Origin of the sequence: Streptomyces sp. NPDC002896 (genome assembly GCF_040295225.1) — a bacterium.
In the GTDB taxonomy this organism is placed as follows: domain Bacteria; phylum Actinomycetota; class Actinomycetes; order Streptomycetales; family Streptomycetaceae; genus Streptomyces.
The window spans coordinates 221,204-244,347 of record NZ_JBEOVA010000003.1 but is presented as its reverse complement, the minus strand read 5'-3'; the positions used below and the strand labels follow the sequence as shown (position 1 = coordinate 244,347).

At 70.6% G+C, this 23,144-nt stretch carries 21 protein-coding genes; 12 read left to right on the top strand and 9 right to left on the bottom strand.

Annotated elements, in window-relative coordinates; all coding sequences use genetic code 11:
- Window positions 1-25: 25 nt before the first annotated feature.
- Window positions 26-748 carry an IclR family transcriptional regulator gene (locus tag ABT009_RS05790; RefSeq protein ID WP_351290436.1) on the top strand — a complete coding sequence of 241 codons (723 nt, stop codon included), beginning with the start codon at window positions 26-28 and terminating at the stop codon, window positions 746-748.
- 31 nt (window positions 749-779) lie between these two features.
- On the opposite strand, the gene ABT009_RS05785 is transcribed toward ABT009_RS05790, so the two are convergent.
- The gene (locus ABT009_RS05785) at window positions 780-1,265 is read right to left on the bottom strand and encodes a DUF6314 family protein (RefSeq protein WP_351289933.1); all 486 of its coding nucleotides are present in this window, start codon (window positions 1,263-1,265) and stop codon (window positions 780-782) included.
- A 247-nt stretch (window positions 1,266-1,512) separates the two neighbouring features.
- Between ABT009_RS05785 and ABT009_RS05780 the strand changes: the two genes are divergently transcribed.
- From ABT009_RS05780 to ABT009_RS05750, 7 genes are all read left to right on the top strand, one after another.
- On the top strand, window positions 1,513-4,047 hold the full coding sequence (locus ABT009_RS05780; RefSeq protein ID WP_351289931.1) for an alpha-L-arabinofuranosidase family protein: 2,535 nt from the start codon (window positions 1,513-1,515) through the stop codon (window positions 4,045-4,047).
- Between the two features lie 173 nt (window positions 4,048-4,220).
- Window positions 4,221-6,440, top strand: a complete 2,220-nt coding sequence (locus ABT009_RS05775) for an NADP-dependent isocitrate dehydrogenase (RefSeq protein ID WP_351289929.1) — start codon at window positions 4,221-4,223, stop codon at window positions 6,438-6,440.
- Window positions 6,441-6,627: 187 nt separating this feature from the next.
- The gene (gene argC / locus ABT009_RS05770) at window positions 6,628-7,656 is read left to right on the top strand and encodes an N-acetyl-gamma-glutamyl-phosphate reductase (protein ID WP_351289927.1); all 1,029 of its coding nucleotides are present in this window, start codon (window positions 6,628-6,630) and stop codon (window positions 7,654-7,656) included.
- Window positions 7,653-8,807 carry a bifunctional glutamate N-acetyltransferase/amino-acid acetyltransferase ArgJ gene (gene argJ / locus ABT009_RS05765; protein ID WP_351289925.1) on the top strand — a complete coding sequence of 385 codons (1,155 nt, stop codon included), beginning with the start codon at window positions 7,653-7,655 and terminating at the stop codon, window positions 8,805-8,807. Before argC ends, argJ begins: the two co-directional genes overlap by 4 nt.
- The gene (gene argB / locus ABT009_RS05760) at window positions 8,804-9,724 is read left to right on the top strand and encodes an acetylglutamate kinase (protein WP_351289923.1); all 921 of its coding nucleotides are present in this window, start codon (window positions 8,804-8,806) and stop codon (window positions 9,722-9,724) included. The genes argJ and argB overlap by 4 nt, the downstream gene beginning before the upstream one ends.
- Complete coding sequence (locus ABT009_RS05755) at window positions 9,721-10,932, top strand: acetylornithine transaminase (protein ID WP_351289921.1); 1,212 nt, start codon at window positions 9,721-9,723, stop codon at window positions 10,930-10,932. The genes argB and ABT009_RS05755 overlap by 4 nt, the downstream gene beginning before the upstream one ends.
- A gap of 7 nt (window positions 10,933-10,939) precedes the next feature.
- Entirely contained in the window at window positions 10,940-11,479 is a 540-nt protein-coding gene (locus ABT009_RS05750) for an arginine repressor (protein ID WP_067281338.1), read from the top strand.
- Window positions 11,480-11,575: 96 nt separating this feature from the next.
- Here the strand turns inward: ABT009_RS05750 and ABT009_RS05745 are convergent, their stop codons facing one another.
- From ABT009_RS05745 to ABT009_RS05720, 6 genes are all read right to left on the bottom strand, one after another.
- Window positions 11,576-12,529, bottom strand: a complete 954-nt coding sequence (locus tag ABT009_RS05745; RefSeq protein ID WP_351289919.1) for a bile acid:sodium symporter family protein — start codon at window positions 12,527-12,529, stop codon at window positions 11,576-11,578.
- 139 nt (window positions 12,530-12,668) lie between these two features.
- Complete coding sequence (locus tag ABT009_RS05740) at window positions 12,669-13,433, bottom strand: FAD:protein FMN transferase (protein ID WP_351289917.1); 765 nt, start codon at window positions 13,431-13,433, stop codon at window positions 12,669-12,671.
- Window positions 13,426-14,052, bottom strand: coding sequence for an FMN-binding protein (locus ABT009_RS05735; protein ID WP_351289915.1), 627 nt, complete (start codon window positions 14,050-14,052; stop codon window positions 13,426-13,428). Before ABT009_RS05735 ends, ABT009_RS05740 begins: the two co-directional genes overlap by 8 nt.
- A gap of 28 nt (window positions 14,053-14,080) precedes the next feature.
- The gene (locus tag ABT009_RS05730; protein WP_351289913.1) at window positions 14,081-15,463 is read right to left on the bottom strand and encodes a ferredoxin reductase family protein; all 1,383 of its coding nucleotides are present in this window, start codon (window positions 15,461-15,463) and stop codon (window positions 14,081-14,083) included.
- A 111-nt stretch (window positions 15,464-15,574) separates the two neighbouring features.
- Window positions 15,575-16,039 carry an FMN-binding protein gene (locus ABT009_RS05725; RefSeq protein WP_351289912.1) on the bottom strand — a complete coding sequence of 155 codons (465 nt, stop codon included), beginning with the start codon at window positions 16,037-16,039 and terminating at the stop codon, window positions 15,575-15,577.
- 10 nt (window positions 16,040-16,049) lie between these two features.
- Window positions 16,050-17,402: a ferredoxin reductase family protein gene (locus ABT009_RS05720; RefSeq protein ID WP_351289910.1), complete on the bottom strand. Its 1,353-nt coding sequence runs from the start codon at window positions 17,400-17,402 to the stop codon at window positions 16,050-16,052.
- Window positions 17,403-17,668: 266 nt separating this feature from the next.
- Here ABT009_RS05720 and ABT009_RS05715 point away from each other — a divergent pair, with 266 nt between their 5' ends.
- Together ABT009_RS05715 and ABT009_RS05710 are read left to right on the top strand one after the other, a co-directional pair.
- Window positions 17,669-18,418 (top strand): response regulator transcription factor, encoded by a 750-nt coding sequence (locus ABT009_RS05715; protein WP_351289908.1) that lies wholly within the window; start codon window positions 17,669-17,671, stop codon window positions 18,416-18,418.
- Between the two features lie 14 nt (window positions 18,419-18,432).
- Window positions 18,433-19,971: a sensor histidine kinase gene (locus ABT009_RS05710; RefSeq protein WP_502989821.1), complete on the top strand. Its 1,539-nt coding sequence runs from the start codon at window positions 18,433-18,435 to the stop codon at window positions 19,969-19,971.
- 17 nt (window positions 19,972-19,988) lie between these two features.
- On the opposite strand, the gene ABT009_RS05705 is transcribed toward ABT009_RS05710, so the two are convergent.
- Together ABT009_RS05705 and ABT009_RS05700 are read right to left on the bottom strand one after the other, a co-directional pair.
- Complete coding sequence (locus tag ABT009_RS05705; protein WP_351289906.1) at window positions 19,989-20,699, bottom strand: L,D-transpeptidase family protein; 711 nt, start codon at window positions 20,697-20,699, stop codon at window positions 19,989-19,991.
- A 3-nt stretch (window positions 20,700-20,702) separates the two neighbouring features.
- The gene (locus ABT009_RS05700) at window positions 20,703-21,290 is read right to left on the bottom strand and encodes a pyridoxamine 5'-phosphate oxidase family protein (RefSeq protein ID WP_351289904.1); all 588 of its coding nucleotides are present in this window, start codon (window positions 21,288-21,290) and stop codon (window positions 20,703-20,705) included.
- 96 nt (window positions 21,291-21,386) lie between these two features.
- On the opposite strand from ABT009_RS05700, the gene ABT009_RS05695 reads away from it, so the two are divergent.
- Together ABT009_RS05695 and ABT009_RS05690 are read left to right on the top strand one after the other, a co-directional pair.
- Window positions 21,387-21,761, top strand: a complete 375-nt coding sequence (locus ABT009_RS05695; RefSeq protein WP_351289902.1) for a DUF488 domain-containing protein — start codon at window positions 21,387-21,389, stop codon at window positions 21,759-21,761.
- A gap of 108 nt (window positions 21,762-21,869) precedes the next feature.
- Window positions 21,870-23,066 carry an argininosuccinate synthase gene (locus tag ABT009_RS05690; RefSeq protein ID WP_351289900.1) on the top strand — a complete coding sequence of 399 codons (1,197 nt, stop codon included), beginning with the start codon at window positions 21,870-21,872 and terminating at the stop codon, window positions 23,064-23,066.
- Window positions 23,067-23,144 lie beyond the last annotated feature (78 nt).

Sequence of the window (23,144 nt, the reverse complement as noted above, 5' to 3'; positions counted from 1 at the left end):
GACACGGAACAGCTCGGGCGGCAGCATGTTGGACAAGGCCGCCACTATCCTCGAATCCTTCCGTCCGGACGGCGGGACGTACCGCCTGACGGAACTCGCCGAGCGCACCGGCCTGACCAAGACCACCGCCTTCCGGCTCGCCGCGGACCTTGTACGGCTAGGTCTCCTGGAGCGCACGGGCGACAGCTACCGGCTCGGCGGGAAGCTCTTCGAACTCGGCTCGCTGGTGCCGCGCAGGCAGGACCTCCGCGATGCGGCGCTGCCGTTCCTGCAGGACCTCTTCGAGGCCACCCGCGAGACCGTGCATCTCGGCGTCCGCGAGGGCCACGAGGTCGTCTACGTCGAGCGGATCCACGGGCACGACGTGCTGCCGCTGCCCTCCCGCATCGGCGGCCGGCTCCCGCTCACCTGCACTGGCGTGGGCAAGGCACTGCTGGCCTTCTCCGGCACCGAACTCACCGAGGAAGTGCTCGCCCAGCCCCTGCCCAGCCTCACCCCGTACTCGATCACCGACCCGGCCCGCCTGCGCACGGCGATCGAGCAGGCCCAGGTGTCGGGCCTGGCATACGAGGAGCAGGAGGCCGCCCTCGGGGTCAGCTGCATCGCCGCCCCCGTCTTCGACGGAGCCGTGGCCGTCGCCGCGCTGTCGGTGGCCGTGCCGAGGGCCCGGTACCGCCCCGCCCAGCTCGCGCCGGCGGTGCGGACGGCTGCGCTGGGGCTTTCGCGGGTGATGCGGGGCGGGGCCTGACCACGGTTCCCGCCTCGGCGTCGTCTGGCAGCTACCGCCGGGTGTACTCCGTGACGAGGAACAGATCCTTCGCAGGACCGGTCACCCGCCACACCGTCCGCCACCGATCAGGGCCCTGCACGGTGAACTCGCCCCGGTAGAAGTCCGCGGAGCACGGGTGGTCCGCCGCATGGTGGCCCGAGGTCAGGTCCAGGTCGTGGAACGGGCGGCCGTCCGAGAACTGGACCAGGGCCGTGCCGGGCGGGCGGCCGGGGAGGAACCGGAGGGTGCGTTCGGCGGGGCGGGGCGTGCCCTGCCAGACGAAGGTGCCCGACTCGTGGTGCAGCAGCCCGTCGTCCGCGTGGTGCAGGCCGCCCTCGGGGTTTCCGTCGTGGCCGCCGCTCTCCAGTGGCCCGAACACGGTCGTACCGCTGAAGGTGCCCTCGGCGCCGCTCGCGAGGTCCCGTACGGTTCGGTCGACCTCCCAGCTCCCGGCCAGGTAGGCCAGTACGTCCGGCACCGGCCAGAAGTCGCCCATCGCCTGCCGCCTCCCTGTCAGCTGGACCGGCTCCGAGCCTACCTGCGCCGGATTCAGGCAGGTCAGGCCGCTGCCGAGGTGGCCATGACGTCCGGTCAATCCAGGTCTGTCAACCCAGACTTGGGGCCGTCCTCCGCCACAACAGTCCCTGCGCGAACCATTGACGCACCCCCGCCCCCTCCCTATCTTGCCGTTCGAGCTATTGACCATCGTCCGATATTCCGAACAAACGAGCCGCGGAGTATCCATGTCACCCAGCCGCACCCACACCCGCAACCGCTGGAGACTCGGCCTCACGGCCACCGCTCTCCTGACCGCCACCGCCGTCGTCCCGGCCCCCACCGTCAACGCCGCCGACGCCACCGACTACTCGATCACCGTCGACCCGAAGGGCTCGGGCGCGAAGATCGACGACACGATGTACGGAGTCTTCTTCGAGGACATCAACCGAGCAGCGGACGGCGGGCTCTACGCAGAGCTCGTGCAGAATCGGTCCTTTGAGTACAGCACCGCGGACAACGGCTCCTACACGCCGCTGACCTCCTGGAAGACCGCCGGTTCGGGCACTGCGCAGGTCGTCGACGACGACGGCCGGCTGAACGAGCGGAACCGCAACTACCTCCGCCTGGACCTCGACGGCTCGGCCGCCGGCACGGGCGTCGTCAACTCCGGCTACAACACCGGCATCAGGGTCGAGAAGGGCAAGAAGTACGACTTCTCCGTGTGGGCCCGCACCGACAGTGCCGACGGAACTCCCCTCACCGTGTCCCTCGCGAGCAGCGACGGCACCACGCTGGCCCCCTCCCTCCAGCTCACCGCCAAGGGCGACACCTGGGCGAAGTACACGGGCACGGTGACCGCGGTCACCGACAGCACCGCCGGCCGCCTCGCCGTCACCGCGCACGGCAGCGGCACCGCCCGCCTCGACATGGTCTCGCTCTTCCCGCGCGACACCTACAAGGGCCGCCCGAACGGCCTGCGCAAAGACCTGGCCGAGAAGGTCGCCGCCCTGCACCCGGGCTTCGTCCGCTTCCCCGGCGGCTGCCTGGTCAACACGGGGAGCATGAAGGGGTACGACGAGGCGTCGGGCTACGAACGCAAGCGCTCGTACCAGTGGAAGGACACCATCGGCCCGGTCGAGCAGCGCGCGACCAACTCCAACTTCTGGGGCTACAACCAGAGTTACGGTCTCGGCTACTACGAGTACTTCCAGTTCTCCGAGGACATCGGCGCGATGCCGTTGCCCGTCGTCCCGGCCCTGGTGACCGGCTGCGGGCAGAACAAGGCCGTCGACGACGACGCGCTGCTCAAGCGGCACATCCAGGACACCCTCGACCTGATCGAGTTCGCCAACGGGCCCGTGACGAGCGAGTGGGGCAAGAAGCGGGCGCAGATGGGCCACCCGAAGCCCTTCCACCTCACGCACATCGAGGTCGGCAACGAGGAGAACCTGCCGAACGAGTTCTTCGCCCGCTTCAAGCAGTTCCGCGCCGCGATCGAGGCCAAGTACCCCGGCATCACGGTGATCTCGAACTCCGGCCCCGATGACGCGGGCACCACCTTCGACACGGCCTGGAAGCTCAACCGCGACGCCAACGTCGCCATGGTCGACGAGCACTACTACAACAGCCCGCAGTGGTTCCTGCAGAACAACGACCGCTACGACTCGTACGACAGGAATGGCCCCAAGGTCTTCCTCGGCGAGTACGCCTCCGGGGGCAACGCCTTCAAGAACGGCCTCGCCGAAGCCGCGTACATGACGGGCCTGGAGCGCAACGCGGACGTCGTCAAGCTGGCCTCGTACGCCCCGCTGTTCGCCAACGAGGACTACGTGCAGTGGCGGCCGGACCTGGTCTGGTTCAACAACCACGCCTCCTGGGGTTCGGCGAACTACGAGGTCCAGAAGCTCTTCATGAACAACGTCGGTGACCGCGTCGTGCCCAGCACGTCCACCACCACGCCGAACGTCAGCGGCCCCATCTCGGGTGCCGTCGGCCTCTCGACCTGGGCGACCACCGCCGCGTACGACGACGTCAAGGTCACCGGGGAGGACGGCGCCACGCTGCTCAGCGACGACTTCTCGGGCGACGCCTCGAAGTGGACCCACACGGGTGGCGGAAGCTGGAGCATCCAGGACGGGCAGTACGTGCAGACCGACGTGGCCGCCGAGAACACCATGGTCTCCGCGGGCGACACGGCCTGGCACGACTACGACCTGAACGTGAAGGCCACCAAGAAGTCCGGCAAGGAGGGCTTCCTCGTCGCCTTCGGTGTGAAGGACACCGGCAACTACTACTGGTGGAACCTGGGCGGCTGGAACAACACCTCCTCGGCGGTCGAGCAGGCCGTGGACGGCGGCAAGTCCACGCTGATCTCGAAGGCCGGGTCGATCGAGACGGGCCGCACCTACGACGTCCACGTCAAGGTGCGCGGCCGCCAGGTCACCCTGTACCTCGACGGCCAGGAGTGGGGCAGCTTCACCGACGACAAGCCCGCCGAGCCGTTCCGCCAGGTCGTCACGCGCGACGCGAAGACCGGCGACCTGATCGTCAAGGTCGTCAACGCCCAGTCCGCCGACGCCCGCACCGCGATCGACCTCGGCGGGGCCAAGGTCGGCAGCAAGGCGGCCGTCACCACGCTGCAGGCCGCGCCCGACGCCGTGAACACCGAGACGGCCACGCCGGTCGCGCCCGTCAGGTCCACCTTCGACGGGGTCGCCGACAAGTTCACGTACACCTTCCCGGCCAACTCGATCACCTTTCTGAGGATCAAGGAGGGCTGATCTCCGAGGATCGAGGAGGGCCGGTCCCGCGCTGCGAAGGCAGGGCGGGACCGGCCCGTCCCGCCCCATGGTGTGATTTCCGCCGCCAGCGGAGACAGGGCCCTTTCGGCAGGAACCCGCTCACGAGATATCTTGATGTCGAGCAATGTTGCAGACGTGGAGCGGAGCACCCGGTGACTGACTCGACCATCATCTATACGCACACTGACGAGGCCCCGGCCCTGGCGACGTATTCGTTCCTGCCGGTGATCCAGGCGTACGCCTCGCAGGCCGGTGTCACTGTGGAGACCCGTGACATCTCGCTGGCCGGCCGCATCATCGCCGTGTTCCCGGAGTACCTGACCGAGGACCAGCGCATCCCGGACGCCCTCGCGGAGCTCGGCGAGCTCGCCAAGACGCCCGAGGCCAACATCATCAAGCTGCCGAACATCTCGGCGTCCATCCCGCAGCTCAAGGCCGCGATCGCCGAGCTCCAGGGCCAGGGCTACGCGCTGCCGGAGTACCCGGACGACCCGAAGACCGACGAGGAGCGCGAGATCCGCGCCCGCTACGACAAGATCAAGGGTTCCGCCGTGAACCCGGTCCTGCGTGAGGGCAACTCCGACCGCCGCGCCCCCGCCTCGGTCAAGAACTACGCCAAGACCCACCCGCACCGCATGGGCGCCTGGACTTCCGAGTCCAAGACGAACGTCGCGACGATGGGCGTGGACGACTTCCGTTCCACCGAGAAGTCCACGGTGATCTCGGAGGCCGGCGCGCTCCGTATCGAGCTGAAGGGCGACGACGGCTCCACCACCGTCCTGCGCGAGTCCGTACCGGTCCTCGAGGGCGAGGTCGTCGACGCGTCCGTCATGCGCGTGGCCGCGCTGCGCGAGTTCCTCGCCGCGCAGGTCGCCCGTGCCAAGGAGGAGGGCGTCCTCTTCTCCGTGCACCTCAAGGCCACGATGATGAAGGTCTCCGACCCGATCGTCTTCGGCCACGTCGTGCGCGCCTTCTTCCCGAAGACGTTCGCCAAGTACGGCGAGGTCTTCGCGGCGGCCGGCCTGACCCCGAACGACGGCCTCGGCGGCATCTTCAAGGGCCTCGAGTCCCTGCCCGAGGGCGCCGAGATCAAGGCGTCCTTCGACGCCGAGCTCGCCGAGGGCCCGGCCCTGGCGATGGTCGACTCCGACAAGGGCATCACCAACCTGCACGTCCCGTCCGACGTGATCGTCGACGCCTCCATGCCGGCGATGATCCGCACCTCCGGCCACATGTGGGGCCCGGACGGCCAGGAGGCCGACACCCTCGCGGTCCTGCCGGACAGCAGCTACGCGGGCGTCTACCAGGCCGCCATCGACGACTGCCGCGCCAACGGCGCCTACGACCCGTCGACCATGGGCTCCGTCCCGAACGTCGGCCTCATGGCGCAGAAGGCCGAGGAGTACGGCAGCCACGACAAGACCTTCGAGATCCCGACCACGGGTACCGTCCGCCTCGTCGACCAGGCCGGCAACGTCGTCCTGGAGCAGACCGTCTCCGCCGGCGACATCTTCCGCGCCTGCCAGACCAAGGACGCCCCGATCAAGGACTGGGTGAAGCTGGCCGTCACCCGCGCCCGCGCCACCGGCGACCCGGCCGTGTTCTGGCTGGACGAGACCCGCGCCCACGACGCCAACCTGATCGCCAAGGTCAAGCAGTACCTGCCGGAGCACGACACCGAGGGCCTGGACATCCGTGTCCTGTCCCCGGTCGAGGCGACCAAGCTGTCGGTGGAGCGCATCCGCCGCGGCGAGAACACCATCTCCGTCACCGGCAACGTCCTGCGTGACTACCTGACCGACCTGTTCCCGATCCTGGAGCTGGGCACCAGCGCCAAGATGCTGTCGGTCGTCCCGCTGATGGCGGGCGGCGGCCTCTTCGAGACGGGCGCCGGCGGCTCCGCCCCGAAGCACGTCCAGCAGCTGGTCAAGGAGAACTACCTGCGCTGGGACAGCCTGGGTGAGTTCTTCGCCCTCGTTCCGTCGTTCGAGCAGTACGCGAAGACCACCGGCAACGCGCGCGCCCAGGTCCTCGCCGACACCCTCGACCGCGCCACGGCGACCTTCCTCAACGAGGACAAGTCCCCGACCCGTCGCGTCGGCGGCATCGACAACCGCGGCAGCCACTTCTACCTGGCCCTGTACTGGGCGCAGGAGCTGGCCAAGCAGACCGACGACGCGGACCTGGCCAAGGCCTTCGCCCCGCTCGCCGAGACGCTGACCGCGCAGGAGCAGACGATCGTCGACGAGCTGAACGCCGTCCAGGGCAAGCCGGCCGACATCGGCGGCTACTACCAGCCCGACCCGGCCAAGGCCTCGGCGGTCATGCGTCCGTCGACGACCTTCAATGAGGCGGTCGCGTCGCTCGCCTGACGACGGCCCTCTGTTCGCACCCTCCCCCATTGCCTTAAGGGCATGGGAGGTACCCCCATCGCCCCGGCTGGTTCCTCGGACCAGCCGGGGCGGTTCCGTATCCGCAGCCAGGGCCCACCGCCACCCTGATCTGATTGCATAAAAGTGCAGCGCAGCGTATAGTCATGCCATCCAAGAGGAGGGTTCCATGGCGGTACGCGCAGCAGTGGCAGGAGCGAGTGGATACGCGGGCGGGGAACTGCTGCGTCTGCTTCTCGTGCACCCGGAAGTGGAGATCGGCGCCCTGACCGGCAACTCCAACGCCGGTCAGCGGCTCGGTGCGCTGCAGCCGCACCTGCTCCCGCTCGCCGACCGGGTCCTGGAGCCGACGACTGCCGAGGTCCTCGCAGGTCACGACGTGGTCTTCCTCGCCCTGCCGCACGGCCAGTCCGCCGCCGTCGCCGAGCAGCTCGGCCCGGACGTGCTCGTCGTGGACATGGGCGCCGACTTCCGGCTGAAGAACGCGGCCGACTGGGAGAAGTTCTACGGCTCCGCGCACGCCGGGACCTGGCCCTACGGCCTCCCCGAACTGCCGGGCGCCCGCGCAGCGCTGGAGGGGTCCAAGCGCATCGCGGTGCCCGGTTGCTACCCCACGGCCGCCTCGCTCGCGCTCTTCCCGGCGTACGCGGCGGGGCTCGCCGAACCCGACGCGGTGGTCGTCGCCGCCTCCGGCACCTCCGGCGCAGGCAAGGCGCCCAAGCCGCATCTGCTCGGCTCCGAGGTCATGGGCTCCATGTCGCCCTACGGCGTGGGCGGTGTCCACCGGCACACCCCCGAGATGATCCAGAACCTCAGCGCGGCCGCGGGCGAGCCGGTCACCGTCTCCTTCACGCCGACCCTCGCGCCCATGCCCCGCGGCATCCTCGCCACGTGCACCGCCAAGGCGAAGCCGGGCACGACCGCCGAGTCCGTCCGGGCCGCGTACGAGAAGGTCTACGCCGACGAGCCGTTCGTCTACCTGCTGCCCGAGGGGCAGTGGCCCGCGACCGCCTCCGTGTACGGCTCGAACGCCGTTCAGGTGCAGGTCGCGTACGACGAGGCGGCAGGGCGCGTGATCGCCATCTGCGCCATCGACAATCTCGCCAAGGGCACCGCCGGCGGTGCCGTCCAGAGCATGAACATCGCCCTCGGGTTCGCCGAGGAAACGGGTCTTTCCACGATCGGAGTCGCACCGTGAGTGTCACGGCAGCAAAGGGATTCACGGCGGCGGGCGTCGCTGCCGGGATCAAGCAGAACGGCAACCCGGACCTGGCCCTCGTGGTCAACAACGGGCCCCGCCTGACCGCCGCGGGCGTCTTCACCTCCAACCGCGTCAAGGCCGCCCCGGTGCTGTGGTCCGAGCAGGTCCTCAAGGGCGGGCAGGTGTCCGCCGTCATCCTCAACTCCGGTGGCGCCAACGCCTGTACGGGCCCGAAGGGCTTCCAGGACACGCACGCCACCGCCGAGAAGGTCGCCGAGGTCCTCGAAGCGCACAGCGCGGGCGAGGTCGCTGTCTGCTCGACCGGCCTCATCGGCGTACTGCTGCCCATGGACAAGCTGCTGCCCGGCGTCGAGCAGGCCGCCGCGGCGCTGAGCGAGCACGGCGGTGAGAAGGCCGCCATCGCCATCAAGACCACCGACACCGTCCACAAGACCTCCGTCGCCGGCGGCGAGGGCTGGACCGTCGGCGGCATGGCCAAGGGCGCGGGCATGCTCGCCCCGGGCCTCGCCACCATGCTCGTCGTCCTCACCACGGACGTCGACCTGGACAGCGAGACCCTCGACAAGGCGCTGCGCGCCGCCACGAAGGTCACCTTCGACCGGGTCGACTCCGACGGCTGCATGTCCACCAACGACACCGTCCTGCTGCTCGCCTCGGGCGCCTCCGGCGTCACCCCGGAGTACGACGAGTTCGCCGAGGCCGTACGGAAGGTCTGCGACGACCTCGGCCGGCAGCTGATTGGCGACGCCGAGGGCGCCAGCAAGGACATCAAGGTCGAGGTGATCAACGCGGCGACCGAGGACGACGCCGTCGAGGTGGGCCGCTCCATCGCCCGCAACAACCTCCTCAAGTGCGCCATCCACGGCGAGGACCCCAACTGGGGCCGTGTCCTCTCCGCCATCGGCACGACCAAGGCGGCCTTCGAGCCGGACCAGCTGAACGTCGCCATCAACGGCGTCTGGGTCTGCAAGAACGGCGGCGTCGGCGAGGACCGTGAGCTCGTCGACATGCGCTACCGGGAGGTCGTCGTCACCGCAGACCTGGCCGCCGGGTCGGAGTCCGCGACGATCTGGACGAACGACCTGACGGCCGACTACGTCCACGAGAACAGCGCCTACTCGTCATGACCAATACGACGCGGAAGCACACCGCACTCCCCAAGGCGCAGATCCTCATCGAGGCGCTGCCCTGGCTGACCCGGCACCACGGCAAGACCGTCGTCATCAAGTTCGGCGGCAACGCGATGGTGAACGAGGACCTGAAGGCGGCCTTCGCCCAGGACGTCGTCTTCCTGCGGCACGCCGGGCTCAAGCCGGTCGTCGTGCACGGTGGCGGCCCGCAGATCAGCGCCCAGCTCGACAGACACGGCCTGGTCAGCGAGTTCAAGGCCGGGCTGCGGGTCACGACGCCCGAGGCGATGGACGTCGTACGCATGGTCCTCGCCGGCCAGGTCCAGCGCGAGCTCGTGGGGCTGCTCAACCAGCACGGGCCGTTCGCGGTCGGCATGACCGGCGAGGACGCGCACACCATCACCGCCACCAAGCACCTGCCCGAGATCGACGGCGAGCTCGTCGACATCGGGCGGGTCGGCGAGATCACCGAGATCGACACTGGCGCGATCGAGGCGCTGCTGGCCGACGGCCGCATCCCCGTCATCTCTTCGATCGCCCGCTCCCAGGACGACGGACATGTCTACAACGTCAATGCTGATACGGCGGCTGCGGCTCTCGCTGCGGCGCTGGGTGCCGAGACCCTGATGGTCCTGACCGACGTCGAGGGCCTCTACGAGGACTGGCCCAACTCCGACGAGGTCATCAGCCGGCTCACCGCGAGCGAGCTGGAGAAGCTGCTGCCGGACCTGTCCAGCGGCATGGTGCCGAAGATGGAGGGCTGTCTGCACGCCGTACGCAACGGCGTCCACACCGCCCGTGTCATCGACGGCCGTGTCCAGCACTCGATCCTGCTGGAGATCTTCACCGACGAGGGCATCGGCACGATGGTCGTGCCCGACGAAGCGGATACGTCAACCGAGGGGGAGCAGTGACGCACAACCAGGAGTTGACCCAGCGCTGGCAGGGCGCGCTCATGGACAACTACGGCACGCCGCGGCTGCCCCTGGTCCGCGGCGAGGGCACCCGGCTGTGGGACGCCGACGGCAAGGAGTACCTGGACTTCGTCGGTGGCATCGCGGTGAACGCGCTGGGCCACGCCCATCCCGCGATCGTCGAGGCCGTCAGCAAGCAGATCGCGTCCCTCGGCCATGTCTCCAACCTCTTCATCGCCGAGCCGCCCGTCGCGCTCGCCGAACGGCTGCTGCAGCTCTTCGGGCGCAAGGGCCGCGTGTACTTCTGCAACTCCGGGGCCGAGGCCAACGAGGGCGCCTTCAAGATCGGGCGGCTGACCGGTCGCAAGCACATGGTCGCCACGCAGGGCGGCTTCCACGGCCGCACCATGGGCGCCCTGGCGCTGACCGGCCAGCCCGGCAAGCAGGAGCCCTTCCTGCCGCTGCCCGGCGACGTCACGCACGTGCCGTACGGCGATGTGGAAGCCCTGCGGGCCGCCGTCACCGAGGAGACGGCGCTCGTGATCATCGAGCCCATCCAGGGTGAGAACGGTGTCGTCGTGCCGCCCGCCGGCTATCTGAAGGCGGCTCGCGAGATCACCCGGGCCACCGGGACGCTCCTCGTCCTCGACGAGGTGCAGACCGGCATCGGCCGGACCGGGCACTGGTTCGCGTACCAGGCGCACGAGGGCGTCGAGCCCGACATCGTCACACTCGCGAAGGGGCTCGGCGGTGGTCTGGCCCTCGGCGCGACCGTCGCCTTCGGCGAGACCGCCGAGCTGCTGAAGCCGGGCCACCACGGCACGACCTTCGGCGGCAACCCGGTGGCGTGCGCCGCCGGACTCGCCGTGCTCGACACGATCGCCTCCGAGGGCCTCCTTGAGAACGTGAAGCGGGCGGGCGAGAAGCTGCGCGAAGGAATCGAGGGCGCCGAGGGCGGTTCTCGCCACCCGTTGATCGAACATGTCAGGGGTGCGGGGCTGCTGCTGGGTATCGTGCTCTCCGAGCCGCTTGCGCCGAAGGTGCAGCAGGCGGCTCAGGACGCCGGCCTCCTGGTGAACGCGCCCGCTCCCAACGTCGTACGGCTCATGCCGCCGCTGAACCTCGGCGATGACGAAGTGGACGCCTTCCTGCGGGCGCTGCCCGGTGTCCTCGACGACGTTTACGGGGACGGACGATCCGGAGAATGAGACGACGATGAGTCAGGCACAGGACAACGAGCCCCAGGCCGGGCCTGCCGTGCCGCAGACGCGCACCGCCCGCCACCGCCGGATCGTGGACATCCTCAACCGGCAACCGGTGCGTTCCCAGAGCCAGTTGGCGAAGCTCCTCGCCGACGACGGGCTGAGCGTCACTCAGGCGACGCTCTCCCGCGATCTGGACGAGCTCAACGCGGTGAAGATCCGCAACACCGACGGCGACCTCATCTACGCGGTGCCCAGCGAGGGCGGTTTCCGCACCCCGCGGGCTCCGCTGGGCGAGTCGGCGAAGGAGGAGCGGATGCGGCGGCTCTCCGCTGAGCTGCTGATCTCCGCGGAGGCCTCGGCCAACCTCGTCGTCCTGCGCACCCCGCCGGGCGCCGCCCAGTTCCTGGCCTCGGCCATCGACCAGGCCGAGCTCCACGACATCCTGGGCACCATCGCGGGTGACGACACGCTGCTCTTGATCAGCCGTAATCCGACGGGTGGTCAGGCGCTGGCGGACCATCTGCTGCGGCTCGCGCAGAACCATCACTAGGCCCGGTGGGGCGGTTTTCGGTCGGAAAGCAGGGGCCGGCGGTCTTCGCAGACCGCCGGCCCCTCGTCGTGGTGGCTCAGCGCCACGGCCTCGCCGTCACACCCGCTCGGCCCGCCGCGCCCGGTGCGACATCCAGGCCGCGACGAGCGCGCCCGAGACGTTGTGCCACACGGAGAACACCGCGGCGGGCAGTGCGGCCAGCGGGGTGAAGTGGGCGGTGGCGAGGGACGCGGCGAGGCCGGAGTTCTGCATGCCGACCTCGAAGGCCATGGCCCGCGAGGCGGGCGCGCCGAGCCGGGCGAGCTTCCCGGCGCCGTAACCGAGCGCCAGACCCAGGCCGTTGTGGAGCACGACGGCCGCGAACACCACCAGCGCCGCCGACTTGATCGCCGCCGCGCTGCCCGCCACGACGACTGCCACGATCAGCGCGACCGTCGCGGCCGACAGCCACGGCAGCAGGCCGAGCACCCGGTTCACGTACCGGCCGAGCAGCAGCCGCACGACGAGACCGCCGAGCACCGGCAGGAGCACCGTCTTCAGGATGTCGGTGACCATCGCACCCGCCTCCACCGGCAGGTACTCGCCCGCGAGCAGCAGCGTCAGCGGAGGCGTGACCAGCGGGGCGACCAAGGTCGAGACGGTGGCGACGGACACCGACAGGGCCACGTCGCCGCGGGCCAGATAGGCCACCACATTGGACGCGGTGCCGCTCGGCGCGCAGCCGACCAGGATCACGCCGGCGGCCAGCTGCGGGGAGAGGTCGAGTGCGTGGGCGATCAGCCATCCGAGGCCCGGCATGATCACGTAGTGCGCCACCAGGCCGAGCGCCACCGCCCACGGCCGCTTCGCGACACCCTGGAAGTCGGCGACCGACATCGTCAGGCCCATGCAGAACATGACGACACCGAGGAGGTACGGCACGTTCGTCTTCCAGCCGGCGAGGGCGTCGGGCACGGCGAGGCCGATGGCACCGGCGAGCAGCACGAGTACGGGGAAGACGGTGACGGCCCGCCGGGCGGCACGATCGGCGCCGGAGGCGTCCGCGGTCATGACATGTTCAGTATGCACCGAGTTATGCAAACGTCGGGGGTGCGGGGGCTGCAACACCGTCTCGCGATGTGAGCAGGCCTGTTCGCTTCCCGGACTGCACGGCCACCCCGGACAGGGACCATCCACAGGTGCGTCGGCTCTACCGGAGGTACACCCCGAGCCCCTTGGTGCACCGCACTGCTCCGTTCTCGAGGATCAGCAGCGCCTCCATGCCGTCCAGCGACTCCAGCCACGGCAGAGCCCGTTCCGACCCCATCGCGAAGGCCGCAGTCGCCCACGTGTCCGCCCAGGTCAGGCTCGGGCCCACCACGGTGACGGCGGCGAGGTCCGTCTCGGCGGCCAGACCTGTGTGCGGATCCACGATGTGACGGCCGCGCTCGGCCGTCCCGGACGACGCCACGGCCACCTCGCCCGAGCCCGAGACGACCGCCGCCAGACGGCCGGACCGCAGCGGGTCGGCCACCCCGATCCGCCATGGCCGGTCCCGTCCCGGCATGCCGTACAGCTGCGCATCGCCGCCCCCGTTCACGCTCACGCCCTCCACACCCGCCTCGGCGATCCGCCGTGCCGCATGCTCGGTCGCCCACCCCTTCACCAGGCCCGTCGGGTCGACCGACCCCGCGTACGTCGCGCTGAACCAGCCCCCGCTGAGCCGCTCCGCCTCCCCGCACAGCGCCAGCACCGCGCCGACCTCCGGATCGCAGTCCGCCGCGGTCAGCTCGCCGCGCGCCAGCCGGGAAACCTGGCTGCCTTCGCGGTAGGTGCTGAACACCTCGTCCACGCGGTGGAGTTCGGCCACCGCCGCATCCAGCGCTTCCCGGACACCGCTCGGCCGGCCGCCGCGGATATCGAAGGAGAAGACCGTGCCCATGGCCTCCTCGACATGCCGCCACGGCTCAGCCATCGGCCTGGTCCAGGGCGGACTGCAAGGACGTGCGGTAGCCCTTGCTCGTGTAGCTGGCGCCCGAGACGGTGTCGATGTCCGCGCTCTGGGCGGCCACAGCGGCCTGGTTGAGCTTGGGCACCGCGTCGCCGGAGATCTGGGAGCTTCGTCCGCCGCTCGGCGACTGCACGGCTTGGGCCGCGGTGATGCGACCGCTTGTGACCGTGATCCGCACCTGGACCGGTCCGTACGGGGTGTCCGCCACGCTGCCGGTGACCGTGCGGGCCGTACGGGAGGAGGCGGCGCTGCCCGGCTCGGAGGAGGCGGTCGGCGCCGCGCCCTGAGCGGAGGCGCCCGGCTTCGAGGCGCCCGGCTTCGAGGCGCCCGGCTTTGAGGCGCCCGGCGCCGAACCGGGGGCTGAGGAGCCCGCGGACGGATCGGCGGTCGCTGATGCGCCACCGGCCGCCGACGGACCGCCCGATGCCGTAGGCGCGACGGCGACCTGAGACGGCGGCGCAGCCCCCTGCGCCGAGGCGGCGGCCGGATCGGACGCCGGCTTCAGCGACAGCAGCAGCACGATCCCGGACACGGTGGCGGCGGTGGCGAGCACCACACGCCGAACGGGGTGGCTCTTCCTCATCGTTCCTGGGCTCCTGATCTCCCGTCGCTCACATCTCGAACGACTCGTGATGGATGCGGCGGGCGGGCACCCCCGCGCCGCGCAGTGCTTCGTAGACCGACCGCGCGAAGCCGGGCGGCCCGCACAGGAAGACGTCGTGGCGGTCGATGTCCGGCAGCTTCCGGCGCAGCGTCTCCGCCGAGATGTCCGGGCGCTCGCCGTCCGGGCTGTTGACCGCGTACATCAGTCGGGCGCCCCGCTCCTCGGCGATGTCCGACAGCTCGTCCCAGAGGGCGAGGTCCTGGGTGCTGTCGGCCCGGTAGAGCAGTGTCAGGTCGCCGCCCGCGCCGGGCAGCGTCTCGAACAGCGCCCGCATCGGCGTGATCCCGACGCCACCGGCCACCAGCAGCACCTTGCCGCGGCTGCGCCGGGACGCCGTGAGCGCCCCGTACGGGCCCTCGGCCCACACGCGCGTTCCCGGCTCGAGGTCGCGCAGTGCGGCGCTGTGGTCGCCGATCGCCTTCACCGTGATGCGCAGCATGTCCGGGCGGGGCGCCGCCGACAGCGAGTACGGGTGGGAGCTGAACCGCATCCCCTGCGCCAGGAACCGCCAGCGGAAGAACTGGCCGGCCTCCGCGCCCATGCGGTGCAGCTTCCGCCCGCGGATCAGCACCGACACGATGCCGGGCGTCTCCTCGACCACCGCCTCGACCCGCATTCGGTGCCGCAGGTTCAGCCGGACGGGGGTGAGGATCCGGTACCAGATCACCAGCGCGGTCACCGACCCGTACAGCCCGTACCAGGCGGTCTTCGCGGTGGGCTCGACGGCGAAGTCGTTGCCGGTGGAAAGCTGGTGCCAGAACGTCAGGAACACCGCCGCGTACGTGAGCAGGTGCACGTGGTACCAGGTGTCGTACGGCAATCTGCGGCGGATCCCGCCGATCGAGACCAGCCCGACGAGCAGCAGCAGACCGGCGCCGATGGCGGCCTTGCCCATGTCCGGCAGTTGGTTGATGGAGTCGATCGTCTGCTGGACGATGTCGCCGAGGCCCTTGCCGGCCTGCAGGGCGTAGCCCCACATGGTGAGGAACAGGTGGGCGACGACCAGGCAGAGCGTGTAGCGGCCGCTCATCGCGTGCCAGCGCGCGACACGGTCCGAGCCCACGCGTCGCTCCAGGGCGGGCACCCGGGCCATCTGCAGTACGACGAGCGCCATCATGTACCCGGCGAGCAGGCCGGTGATCCGGCCCGCGTTGAGGATCCTGCTGTTGTCGTCCGCGATGGACGGGGTGTTGTGCCACCACAACCACAACACGCCCGCCGCGCCCGCCCCGACGGCGACCAGTAGCGGTACGGCCGGGGAGCGGCGCGGGCGGATACGGCGCATCGTCTGGCGCCGGGCGGCACGACCGCCTGCGATCGTGGTGGTCACGGTTCCTCCGTGGGGACGGGGCCCTTGGCTCACTCATACGCGCCGCGACCGCCGAGCGTTCAGTGATCCGCGAAGTGCCGTGCGTTCAGTCGTCCGCGGAGCGCTGTGCGTTCAGTTGCCGGCGGAGTCCAGTGCGGACTGGAGCGACTGGCGGTACCCGTCGCTGGTGTACGTGGCTCCGGAGACCGTGTCGATGTCGGCGCTCTGCGCGGCCAGCGCCTCCCTCGTCAGCTGGGGTATCGCGTAGCTGTTGATCTGCTGGTCCTTCGGGTTCTCCTGGGGGTACGTGACCGCGGTGACGTCGGTGATCTTGCCGTTCTTCAGCGTGACGCGGACCTGGACGGGGCCCCAGCGGGTCTGGACCGAGTCCCCGGTGACGGTCTTCGTGCCCGTGGTCGAGCCGCTCGATCCGCTCGATGCGCTCGCGCTGCTGGACGGGGCGGGAGACGTCGCGCCCAAGGCCACGCTCGGCGTCGTGTGCGGCTTCAGCGACAGCAGCAGCACCATCCCGGAGACGGTGGCGGCGCTCGCCAGCACGATGCGGCGCAGCGGACGGTTCTTCTTCAACGCGTGCACTTCTACGGCCTCACAGTTCGAACGACTCGTGGTGGATGCGACGGTCCGGGACCCCGGCGGCGCGCAGCGCCTCGTACAGGTCCTGGGCGAAGCCGTGCGGCCCGCACAGGTACACGTCGTGCCCGGCGAGGTCGGGCACGGCCGTGCGCAGGGACTCGGCCGTGAAGCTGGGGCGCTGCCCGTGCGGACCGTTGAGCGCGTACAGCACCTTCGCCCCGCGCCACCGCGCGATGGCCTCCAGTTCCCCGCCCAGCGCGAGGTCCTCGGCCGTGCGCGCCCGGTAGAGGAGGGTGACCTCGCCGGGCAGCGTCTCGAACAGGGCCCGCAGCGGGGTGATGCCGACACCGCCCGCGATCAGCAGGGACTTGTGCGCGGTGCTCCGGTCGGCGGTCAGCGACCCGTAGGGCCCCTCCGCCCACACCCGCGTGCCGGGCCGCAGCATGGGTACGGCGGCGCTGTGGTCGCCGAGCGCCTTGATCGTGATCCGCAGCAGGTCCTGGCGGGGCGGCGCGGACAGGGAGTACGGCGTGGAGGTCCAGCGCATGCTGTCCGTGAGGAACCGCCAGCGGAAGAACTGCCCCGGTTGCGCACCCATCTCGTGCAGCCGCCGGCCGCGCATGACGACCGAGTACACGCCCGGCGCCTCCCGGTGTACGGACTCGACCCGCAGCCGGTGACGCAGGTTCAGCCGCACCGGCGCGAGGACCCGGAACCACACCACCAGGGCGGCGACACCCAGGTACAGCGCGTACCAGGCCGCCTGCGCCGCCCCGTTGCCGGTGAAGTCGGATCCCAGGGCGAGCTGGTGGCCGAAGGCGAGGAAGACCGCGGCGTACGTGAGTAGGTGCACGTAGTACCAGAACTCGTGGCTGACCCGGCGGCGCACGGCGCGGGCCGAGGTGATCCCGACCGCGAGCAGGATCACCGTGCCGGCGGTGGCCTTGAGCATCTCCGGGTAGTCCAGGACCACCGTGAGCGTCTCGTGCACGACCGAGGAGCCGTCCTGGGCGGCGTACCCGAAGAGGATCAGTACGACGTGGGCGACCAGCAGGCAGATCGTGTAGCGGCCCCCCATCGCGTGCCAGCGCGCCACCCGGTCGGAGCCGATCCGCCGCTCGAGGAGCGGGACGCGGGCCATCAGCCCGACGAGTACGGCGCAGGCGTAGCCGCAGAGCAGCCCCGCGATCCGCCCGGCCCCGGTCAGCCAGCCCGCCGTGCCCACGACCGACCCTGTGTCCTGCCACCACAAAGCGACCACCGCGGCGGCACCGCCCCACAGGATGGCGAGCACCGGGCCGGCGGGGGAGCGCCGGGGCTCGGGAGGCGCAAGGGCCACCGTCCGCTGCTCGTACACCGTCGTCATCTGCTCGTCCTCTCGGCTGTCCGGGACGCACCCCGCGGCCGTCCGGGATGCAACTGTGCCGAGGGAACCTCTGAGCAAGCTCTGAGCTCACGGCGGGCGGCACAGCCTTCGCCGCAGGTCGGACGGGGTGGCGCGGCCCGGAAAGGCCGGATCGGCGGGCCGCCGTGCCGCCGTGCCGCCGGATCGGCGGCACGGCGGACTCAGAGGAAACTCAGAGCCCGAGGCGGCAGACCCCGGCCCGGAGAGGCCGCATCCTGGTACGTGCGATGAACACTCCCCGCTCCCGCGGCACCGGCCGCCCCGCCCTCACCCGACCCGACGGCACCCCCCTCCGCGTCCTCGTCGTCGACGACGACCCCGACCTGGCCGAGGTCCTGTCCGGCGCCCTGCGCTACGAGGGCTGGGAGGTGCGGACGGCCGGTGACGGCGCCTCGGCCGTCACCGAGGCGCGCGAGCTGCTCCCCGACGCCGTCGTCCTCGACGTGATGCTCCCGGACACCGACGGCTTCGCCGTGCTGCGCTCGCTGCACACCGTGCGGCCCGATGTGTGCGTTCTCTTCCTGACCGCACGGGACGCCGTCGAGGACCGCATCGCGGGGATCACGGCGGGCGGCGACGACTACGTGACGAAACCGTTCAGCCTGGAGGAGGTCGTCGCCCGGCTGCGCGGACTGCTGCGCCGCGCCGGCATGGCCCGGCAGCAGGAGGACGGGCCGCGGCTGACCGTCGGCGACCTGGTCATGGACGAGGAGGCCCGCGAGGTCACCCGCGGCGGCGAGCTCATCGAGCTGTCCCCGACCGAGTTCGAGCTGCTGCGCTTCCTCATGCGCAACCCGCGGCGCGTGCTCAGCAAGGCGCAGATACTCGACCGCGTGTGGTCGTACGACTTCGGCGGCCAGGCGCATGTCGTCGAGCTGTACATCTCCTACCTGCGCAAAAAGGTGGACGCGGGCCGCGCGCCCATGATCCACACGGTGCGGGGCGCCGGGTACGTGCTCAAGCCGGTGGTCCCGTGAGAACCCGTGGTCCCGTGAGCACGGGCCTGCGGCGTCGGCTGTCGCGTCTGCCCCGCCGGCTGTCGGCCCTGTCCTGGCCCCACACGCTCCGGGCGCGGCTCACCGCTGGCCTCGTCGTGCTGCTCGCGGTCAGCTGCGCGGCCGTCGGCGTTGCAGCGGTGGTCGAGCTGGACGGCTTCCTCACCGGCCGCCTCGACCAGCAGCTGCGCGACGTCGGCGTACGGTTCCCGGCGAGCCTGGAGCACGGTGGGCGCCTGCAGTCGGACCACGACGGCGACGAGCACGCCGACACCCGCCGGCAGGCCGCCGGCACCTTCGGCGCCCGGCTGCTCCGCGACACGGTCACCCAAGCCGCGGTGGTGGGCTCCAGCAGCGGCACGGGCGATCTGTCCGCTCCGCTGAACGCCGGGGACAAGAAGGAGCTCGCCGCGGTGCAGACCGACGGCCAAGGTCACACCGTCGACCTGTCGTCGCTCGGCGCCTACCGCCTGATGGCGGTCGAGGGCAAGGACGGCGACGTTCTGATCACCGGACTGCCGATGGAGCCCGTCGAGGCCACCGTCCACCGCCTGGAACTCGTCGCCGGGGTCGTCTTCGGCGCGGCACTCGCCATCACCGGCGTCGCCGGAGCCCTGTGGGTGCGATGGTCGCTGCGGCCGCTCAGCAGGGTGGCCGCGACCGCGACCCGCGTCAGCGAACTGCCGCTCGCCAGCGGTGAGGTGGCCCTTCCCCCGCGCGCCCCCGAGCCCGACCCGCGCAGCGAAGTGGGCCGAGTCGCCGGCGCCTTCAACCGGATGCTCGGCCATGTCGAGGACGCGCTGACCAAACGGCACGCGAGCGAGGAGCGGCTGCGCAGTTTCGCCGCCGACGCCAGCCATGAGCTGCGCACACCGGTGGCGTCGGTCCGCGGCCACGCCGAACTGGCGCTGCTGCACCCGGGCGAGGTGCCCCCGAAGGTGGTGCGGGCCCTGGAGCGCATCGCGGCCGAGTCGGCCCGTATGGGCGAGATGGTCGACGACCTGCTGCTCCTCGCCCGCCTCGACGCGGGCCGCCCCCTGGAACGTCTCCCCGTCGACCTCACCCGCCTGGTCCTGGACGCGGTCACGGACGCGCAGGCCGCGGGACGCGGACACCGCTGGACGCTGGAGCTCTCCGAGGAGCCGGTGACGGTGGTGGGCGACGCCCACCGGCTCCAGCAGGTCCTGGCCAACCTGCTGGCCAACGCACGTCTGCACACACCCGCCGGCACCACGGTGACCGTCTCCCTGGAATCCGAGGAGTCCGAGGGGTCCGAGGGGTCCGACAAGGGGACGGCCGTACTGAAGGTCCACGACGACGGCCCCGGCGTCGCCGCGGAGGTCCAGCCCGGAGTCTTCGAACGCTTCACGCGTGCGGACCGCCGCCGCACCGAGGGCGCGGGCGGCGGCGCCGGCCTCGGACTGTCGATCGTGGCGGCGGTGGCCGAGGCCCACGGCGGAAGCGTCACGCTCGACAGCACCCCGGGATCGACGACGTTCACGGTTCGGCTGCCCGCGAGCAGCGAGTCGCCCTAGCAGCTAGCGTGTCACCCTTAGTAGCGAGTGATCGCGGTCGGCCCGCTCTCCGTCCCGATCGCGATGTGCGGCCGGCGCGCCGGCTCGGCCCAGTCCAGGATCCGGCGCATCGCATCCGTGGGGACGGACACACAACCAGCCGTCGCGCCACGCCCGTTGACGTGCAGGAAGATCCCCGCGCCGCGCCCGCGCACCGGCCGGTCGTAGTTGAACCCGATGACGAGCGCGTACGCGTACTCCGGGTCGTACTCGATGAGGTGCTCCGCCTCCGCGGCGCGGCAGTCGGCGGCACGCGGCTCGGTCCAGCGGTTGTAGGACCGCGACCCGTTGTCCTGGCACCACCAGGAGTTCTGGCGCACACGGCGGTACGCGGTGGTGGTGCCGACGGGCGCGCTCCTGATCCCGAAGGCGTACGGCAGGCCGTACAGGCCGGTGGGCGTGGTGTAAGTGCCCTGCCTGCGCGAGGTGCCCTCGGCCAGGCCCTTCGCTCCGAACCGGGCCGGAGCGGAACCGGCCTGCACCCAGCGCCCGTTGCGCCGCTCCCACCAGATGACGGTCCCGGTCGTCGAGCCGGTGCGTGCGGCCTGGGCGGTGATCAGCTGGGTGCCGCCGCCCGTGTCCGCCATCCGCTCGGGAAGAGGCACGGCACCACCGCCGCGCGGCGTTGCGCCGATGGCGACGAGGGTGAGCAGGGCAGCGGACGCGAGAGCGACGACACCGGGGCGCATGCCTCAGACCGTACTGGGCGGCAAGGGCAACGGCAGCCCTGGTAGGCCGTCCAGACTAGTCGTCACATGGTCCTTCTTCGCGAAGTACTCGCTGAGCGATGCGTCGTCCTCGCGCGCGAAGCGCTTGCCGTGCAGCTCGCGGTCGGCGTCGTACGTCATGAGGGGCACTGCGAATCCGCACGAGTCGCGGACGAGGTCCGCCGTCACCACGATGATCGCGCGCAGCCCGTGCTGTCCGTGATCGATGTCGGGGAAGTGCGTGAGCAGTTCGGGGAAGCGCGGGTCGTCGCGGAACACGGCCTCGCCGCGGCCGTGCACCCGGACGATGTTCGGCGGTCCCTGGAAGGCGCACCACATGAGGGTGATGCGGCCGTTCTCGCGGAGGTGGGCGATGGTCTCGGCGCCGCTGCCCGCGAAGTCGAGATACGCCACGGTCCGTTCGTCGATCACGGCGAGGGAACCGGTGAGGCCCTTGGGGGAGAGGTTGACCGTGCCGTCGCCCGAGAGCGGAGCGGTCGCGGTGAAGAACAGAGGCTGAGCCTCTATGAAGGAGCGGAGCCTGCCGTCGATGCGGTCATAGGTCTTTCCCATACCCAGTGAGTATCGTCCTGGATACTTCGAGTGTCTAACGAAATGAGAGGCTCCGTTTCGGCTCGCGATGGCTGCCCGCACCTGGACGATGGAGACATGGTGCGGAAATCCAGCAAGTCCGGCGCGGTGCGGATGCGACGCGTCTACGACCCCGTCGAGGCCGACGACGGCACCCGGGTCCTGGTCGACCGGCTCTGGCCCCGCGGTCTGTCGAAGGATGCGGCCCGGCTCGACGCCTGGCTCAAGGAGGTGGCCCCCTCCGACGAGCTCCGGAAGTGGTACGGGCACGATCCCGGCCTGCACGAGGAGTTCGTCGAGCGCTACCGGGCCGAGCTCGCGGACCCCGAGCGAACCGCTGCCCTGGAGCGGCTGCGGGACCTGGCGGCGTCCGGCCCGGTGACCCTCCTGTCGTCGACGAAGGAGCTTCTGCTCAGCCACCTCCCGGTGATCGTCGAGGCGATGAGCGACTGAGGCCCTGGTCGAGCGCCTGGAGGCAAACCTTGAAGGAGGCCGATTGACGAAACATACGGAGCAGTGCATACTCATGCATGTCAGCGAATGCACTGTGAGGAGAAACCCGTGACCGAGCGCGTCGTACTCGCCTACTCGGGCGGTCTGGACACCTCCGTCGCCATCGGCTGGATCGCCGAGGAGACGGGCGCCGAGGTCATCGCCGTCGCCGTGGACGTCGGCCAGGGCGGCGAGGACCTGGACGTCATCCGCAAGCGCGCGCTCGCCTGCGGTGCCGTCGAGGCCGAGGTCGCCGACGCCAAGGACGAGTTCGCCGACGAGTACTGCCTCCCGGCGATCAAGGCCAACGCCCTCTACATGGACCGCTACCCGCTGGTCTCCGCCCTCTCCCGGCCGACGATCGTGAAGCACCTCGTGGCCGCCGCCAAGAAGCACGGCGCCACCACGGTCGCCCACGGCTGCACCGGCAAGGGCAACGACCAGGTGCGGTTCGAGGCCGGCATCGTCGCCCTCGCCCCCGACCTCAAGTGCATCGCCCCGGTCCGTGACTACGCGATGACCCGTGACAAGGCCATCGCGTTCTGCGAGGAGAAGAACCTCCCGATCGCGACCAGCAAGAAGTCCCCGTACTCCATCGACCAGAACGTCTTCGGCCGCGCCGTCGAGACCGGCTTCCTCGAGGACATCTGGAACGCGCCGATCGAGGACATCTACGAGTACACCCAGAACCCGGCCACGCCCCGCGAGGCCGACGAGGTGATCATCTCCTTCAAGGAGGGCGTCCCGGTCGCCGTCGACGGCAAGCCCGTCACCGTCCTCCAGGCGATCCAGCAGCTCAACGAGCGCGCCGGCGCCCAGGGCATCGGCCGGATCGACATGGTCGAGGACCGCCTGGTCGGCATCAAGTCTCGCGAGGTCTACGAGGCCCCGGGCGCGATCGCACTGATCACCGCTCACCAGGAGCTCGAGAACGTCACCGTCGAGCGCGAGCTGGCCCGCTACAAGCGGCAGGTCGAGCAGCGCTGGGGCGAGCTCGTCTACGACGGCCAGTGGTTCTCCCCGCTCAAGAGCGCTCTGGACGGCTTCATCAACGAGGCCAACCAGCACGTCAACGGCGACATCCGGATGACCCTGCACGGCGGCCGCGCCGTCGTCACCGGCCGGCGCTCCGAGTCGTCGCTGTACGACTTCAACCTCGCCACCTACGACACGGGCGACACGTTCGACCAGGCCGCGGCCAAGGGCTTCATCGACATCTACAGCCTGTCGTCGAAGATCGCCGCACAGCGTCATCTGCGGGCGTAGCCCGACGTGGACCGTGCCTAAGCAGTAGCGTGATGACCGCCTCCCTGACCGCCGGTCGGCAGGGAGGCGGTCGCACAT